The 4,837-nt window shown below is 76.9% G+C and carries 5 protein-coding genes; all 5 read left to right on the top strand.

Annotated elements, in window-relative coordinates:
• The first annotated feature begins 4 nt into the window (after positions 1 to 4).
• Positions 5 to 463: a division/cell wall cluster transcriptional repressor MraZ gene (gene mraZ / locus CKO13_RS10625; protein WP_200260695.1), complete on the top strand. Its 459-nt coding sequence runs from the start codon at positions 5 to 7 to the stop codon at positions 461 to 463.
• Between the two features lie 17 nt (positions 464 to 480).
• The gene (gene rsmH / locus CKO13_RS10620; RefSeq protein ID WP_420827068.1) at positions 481 to 1,458 is read left to right on the top strand and encodes a 16S rRNA (cytosine(1402)-N(4))-methyltransferase RsmH; all 978 of its coding nucleotides are present in this window, start codon (positions 481 to 483) and stop codon (positions 1,456 to 1,458) included.
• Positions 1,455 to 1,727 (top strand): cell division protein FtsL, encoded by a 273-nt coding sequence (gene ftsL / locus CKO13_RS10615; RefSeq protein ID WP_200260688.1) that lies wholly within the window; start codon positions 1,455 to 1,457, stop codon positions 1,725 to 1,727. The genes rsmH and ftsL overlap by 4 nt, the downstream gene beginning before the upstream one ends.
• 10 nt (positions 1,728 to 1,737) lie before the next feature.
• Positions 1,738 to 3,468 (top strand): penicillin-binding transpeptidase domain-containing protein, encoded by a 1,731-nt coding sequence (locus CKO13_RS10610; protein ID WP_200260685.1) that lies wholly within the window; start codon positions 1,738 to 1,740, stop codon positions 3,466 to 3,468.
• Positions 3,465 to 4,837 (top strand): UDP-N-acetylmuramyl-tripeptide synthetase (locus tag CKO13_RS10605; protein ID WP_200260683.1); only part of this gene is annotated, 1,373 nt, incomplete at its 3' end. The genes CKO13_RS10610 and CKO13_RS10605, both read left to right, overlap by 4 nt.

The following is a 4,837-nucleotide window of genomic DNA, read 5'->3' as shown; positions in this document are numbered from 1 at the left end:
GGCGGTGTTCCGGGGGGTCAACCAGCTCAGCCTCGATGCCAAGGGGCGGGTCGTCCTCCCCGCCCGGTATCGCGACCGGCTCCTGAGCCACTGCAGCGGCGAGATCGTCGCGACCATCGACTACCGCGACCGCTGCCTCGCCCTCTACCCGCTCCCGGAGTGGGAGGCCATCGAGCGTAAGCTCGTCGAGCTGCCGGACCTGCAGGCGAGCGCGAAGCGGCTCAAGCGGCTGCTGATCGGCCACGCCCACGAGCTCCAGGTCGACGGCAACGGCCGCGCCCTCCTGCCGCAGCCCCTCCGCGAGTACGCCGGCCTCGAGAAGCGGGTCGTGCTCATCGGCCAGGGCAACAAGTTCGAGCTCTGGGACCAGCCGCTCTGGGAGCAGCAGCGCGCGGAGTGGCTCCAGGCGGCGGCCGCGGAGGATGCCGAGCTGCCCGAGGAGCTCGAGAGCCTGGCCCTGTAGCGGAGGAAAAGAGGGGCGTGAACGGAGCAGCCGAGGATCCAACCACCGAGCGGGAGCCGCTCCCCGCGGGCGAGCACTACCCCGTGCTCCGCGACGCGGTGCTCGAGGGGTTGGCGATCGCCCCCGAGGGCCGCTATGTGGACGCGACCTACGGCCGCGGCGGCCACGCGCACGCCGTCCTGGAGCGGCTGGCCGGGGGGGCGCTGATCGCCGCCGACCGCGACCCGGAGGCGCTCGAGTACGCCCGCGAGCACCTCGGCGGCGATCCCCGCTGCCGGGTCCTCCGCGCCCGCCTCGCCGAGCTCCCGGAGCGGCTGCGCCAGTGGGGGCTGGCCGGGGAGATCGACGGGCTGCTCGTCGACCTCGGCGTCTCCTCGCCGCAGCTCGAGGCGCCGGGCCGCGGCTTCTCGTTCCGCCACGACGGCCCGCTGGATATGCGCATGGACCCCGAGGCGGGCGAGCCGGCGGCGCAGCTGCTGCAGCGCCTCTCCGTGCGGGAGCTGGCCGGGCTGCTGCGCCGCTACGGCGAGGAGCGCCAGGCCGGCCGGATCGCCAAGGCGATCGTCGCCGAGCGGGAGGCGGGGCGCCCGCTCCAGCGGACCCGGGCGCTCGCCGAGCTCGTCGACCGGGTGGTGGGCGGCCGCGCGCCGGGGCGCCACCACCCGGCGACCAAGACGTTCCAGGCGCTGCGGATCGCCGTCAACGACGAGCTCGGCGAGCTCGACCGCCTGCTCGAGGGCGTGATCGACCTGCTCAGGCCCGGGGGGCGGCTCGCGGCGATCAGCTTCCACTCCCTGGAGGATCGGCGCGTCAAGCGCTTCATCCGCGACGCCTCGAGCGTCGGGGATCTGCCGCCGGGGGTGCCGATCCCGCCCGAGGGGCGGCGGCCGCGGCTGCGGCCGATCGGCGGGGCGCAGCGGGCCGGCGCGGCCGAGCGGGACGCCAACCCGCGCGCCCGCAGCGCGGTCCTGCGCGTCGCGGAACGGCTGCCGTGAGCCGTCAGCACGCCATCCAGGCCGCCCTGGTCGCGGCGGTGTTCGCCACCGCGGTGGCGGTGGTGGCGGTGCAGCACCAGCACCGCAAGGCCTTCATCACCCTGCAGGAGGAGATCGAGCGGGGCGACCGCCTGCGGGAGGAGTGGAGCATGCTGCAGCTCGAGCAGGAGGCCTGGGCCGGGCACAGCCGCCTCGAGCGCCTCGCCCGCGAGGAGCTGGGCATGGTGCTGCCCGAGCGCGACGCCATCGTGATCCTGAAGCTGCCGTGAGGCCGGTGCCGTGACCCGCAGCGCCCACCGCAACCGCCCGCCCGAGACGCCGCCGCGCTGGCGGCTGCTCACCGTCGTGGCGGTCGTCGGCCTGGTCGCCTGCGCCGTGCTCGCCCGGGCCGTCGAGCTGCAGGTCATCGACCGCGACTTCCTGCGCGAGGAGGCCGCGGAGCGCCACCTGCGCACGGTCTCCATGCCCGCCCACCGGGGGGTCATCACCGACCGCAGCGGCGAGATCCTGGCGATCAGCTCGCCGGTCGAGTCGGCGTGGGCCCACCCCGGCAAGCTCCTCGGCCACCCCCAGACCATCGACCAGCTCGCCCGGATCCTCGAGCGCCCCGCCGGCGAGCTCCACCGCTACCTCGAGCAGCGCCGGGAGCGGGAGTTCGTCTACCTGCGCCGCCACCTCGCGCCGCGCCGGGCCGAGCAGGTCCAGGCGCTCCACGCCCCCGGCGTCGAGCTGCAGCGCGAGTTCCGCCGCTTCTACCCCGCCGGCGAGGTCACCGCGCAGCTGATCGGCATCACCGATATCGACGGCCGCGGGCTCGAGGGGGTCGAGCGCGCCTTCAACGACACCCTGCGGGGGCGCTCGGGGGCCAAGCGGGTGCTGCGCGACCGCCTCGGCCGGACCATCAAGGACGTCGCCCTGCTCCAGGAGCCGCGCCCGGGCGAGCGGCTGACCCTGGCGCTGGACCGGCGCATCCAGTACCACAGCTACCGGGCGCTCAAGCGGGCAGTCCAGCGCCACGGCGCCCGCGCCGGCACCGCCGTGGTGCTGGACGCGGCCACCGGCGAGCTGCTCGCCCTGGTGAACCAGCCCTCCTACAACCCCAACGCCCGCAGCACCCCGAGCGACGACGAGAGCCACCGGAACCGGGGGGCCGCGGCCACCTACGAGCCCGGCTCCGTGATCAAGCCCTTCACGGTGGCCTCGGCCCTGCGCAGCGGGAGCGTGGCGATGGGCGAGACCATCGATACCGCGCCGGGGACCTTCCGCGTCGCGGGCCATACGGTGCGGGACGTCCGCAACTACGGCCGCCTGAAGGTGACGGGCGTCATCCGCAAGTCGAGCAACGTCGGCGCCGCCAAGATCGCCCTGCGCACGCCGCCGCGCGCCCTCTGGCAGACCCTGCAGGACTTCGGCTTCGGCGCCCCCACGGGGAGCCGGCTGCCGACGGAGGCCTCCGGGTACGTCGACCCCGCGCCGCCGCGCCGCCGGGTCGAGCGCGCGACCCTGGCCTACGGCTACGGCATCGCCGCCACCCCCCTGCAGCTGGCCCGCGCCTATGCGGCCATCGCCAACGACGGCGTGCTCCGCCCGGTCTCCCTGCTCGCGCGGCAGGCCCCGGCGGAGGGCTACCGGGTGCTCGACGCCGAGATCGCCGGCCGCCTCCAGGGGATGCTCGAGGCGGTCGTCAGCCCCGGCGGCACGGGGCACCGCGCCGCCGTCGCCGGCTACCGGGTCGCCGGCAAGACCGGGACCGTGCGCAAGGTGGGCCCCGACGGCTACGCCGAGCGCAAGTACGTCGCGCTGTTCGCCGGCTTCGCCCCGGTCTCCGACCCGCGCTTCGTGATCGTGGTGCTCATCGACGAGCCGACCGGCGAGGCCTACTACGGCGGCCAGATCGCCGCCCCGGTCTTCTCGCAGATCATGGCGGAGGCCCTGCGCATGCGCAACGTCCCCCCGGACCAGCCGGAGGGCTCGGGGGTGCCGGTGATCGCCGTCGGGGAGGAGCCGTGAGCGCCGCCGTCTACGGCAGCGAGGGGGTCTCCCTGGCCTGGCTGCTCGAGCCGTGGCGGCCCGCCCTGGGGCTCGAGCAGCGCGTGACGGGGGCGAGTGCTGACAGCCGCCGCGTCGTGCCGGGGGATCTCTTCCTGGCCCTGGCCGGCGGGCGCGAGCACGGCCTGGCGCACTGCGCGGCGGCGATCCGGGCGGGGGCCGCCGCGGTGGCCTGGGACCCCGAGGCGCCCGGCCCGGCTGCCCCGGAGCCGCCACCGACGGGCGAGGTGCCGGTGGTGGCGGTGCCGGGGCTGCAGCGCCACCTCGGCGCCGTGGCCGCCCGCCTCTACGGCGAGCCCTCGCAGGGGCTGGAGGTGGTCGCCGTCACCGGCACCGACGGCAAGACCTCGGTCAGCCACTTCACCGCGCAGCTGCTCAGCGAGCCCGGCGCCCCCTGCGGCGTCGTCGGCACCCTTGGCCACGGGGTGCCGGGCCGGCTCCGCGCCGGGGGGCTGACGACCCCGGACGCGGCGGGGCTGCAGCGGGCCCTCGCCGAGTGCCGGGCCGAGGGCTGCCGCGGGGTGGCCCTGGAGGCCTCCTCCCACGCCCTCGACCAGGGGCGGCTCGGGGGGACGGCCGTGGACGTCGCCGTGCTGACCCACCTGGGGCGCGACCACCTCGACTACCACGGCTCGGCGGAGGCGTACGCCGACGCCAAGGGGCGGCTCTTCGAGCTGCCGAGCTTGCGGGCGCAGGTGCTCAACGCCGACGACCCCTTCGGCCGGCGCCTGCAGGAGCGGGCGGCGGGGCCGGTCTTCACCTACAGCCTCGAGGGGCAGGCCGAGGCCGGCCTGCAGGCCGAGTCGATCGCCCCCGCCGCCGACGGCCTCGAGCTCGTGCTGCGGGCCGGGCAGCGCCGCCACCGCCTGCGCCTGCCGCTGATCGGGCGCTTCAACGCGGCCAACGCCCTGGCGGCGGCGGCCGCGGCCACGGCCCTGGGGCGGCCCGTGGAGGCCGTGCTCGAGCGCCTCGCCGGCCTCGCCCCGGTGCCGGGGCGCATGGAGCGCCTCACCGCCCCCGGGGCGCCGCTGGTGGTCGTGGACTACGCCCACACCCCCGGCGCCCTGGAGCAGGCCCTGCAGGCGGTGCGCGCCCACACCGCCGGCCGGCTGACCGTGGTCTTCGGCTGCGGCGGCGAGCGGGACCCGGGCAAGCGCCCCCTGATGGGGGGGGCCGCGGCCCGCTACGCCGACCGGGTCGTGCTGACCGACGACAATCCGCGCGGCGAGCCGCCGGCGGCGATCCGCGCTGCGATCCGCGCCGGCGCGGCCGACGCTGCCGGGGCGGTCGAGGAGGTCGCCGGCCGGGCGGCGGCGATCGCCGCCGCCAT

The sequence above is a fragment of the Halorhodospira neutriphila genome (assembly GCF_016584055.1).
Classification (GTDB): Bacteria; Pseudomonadota; Gammaproteobacteria; order Nitrococcales; family Halorhodospiraceae; genus Halorhodospira; species Halorhodospira neutriphila.
This window is presented reverse-complemented; position numbering and strand designations above follow the sequence as displayed.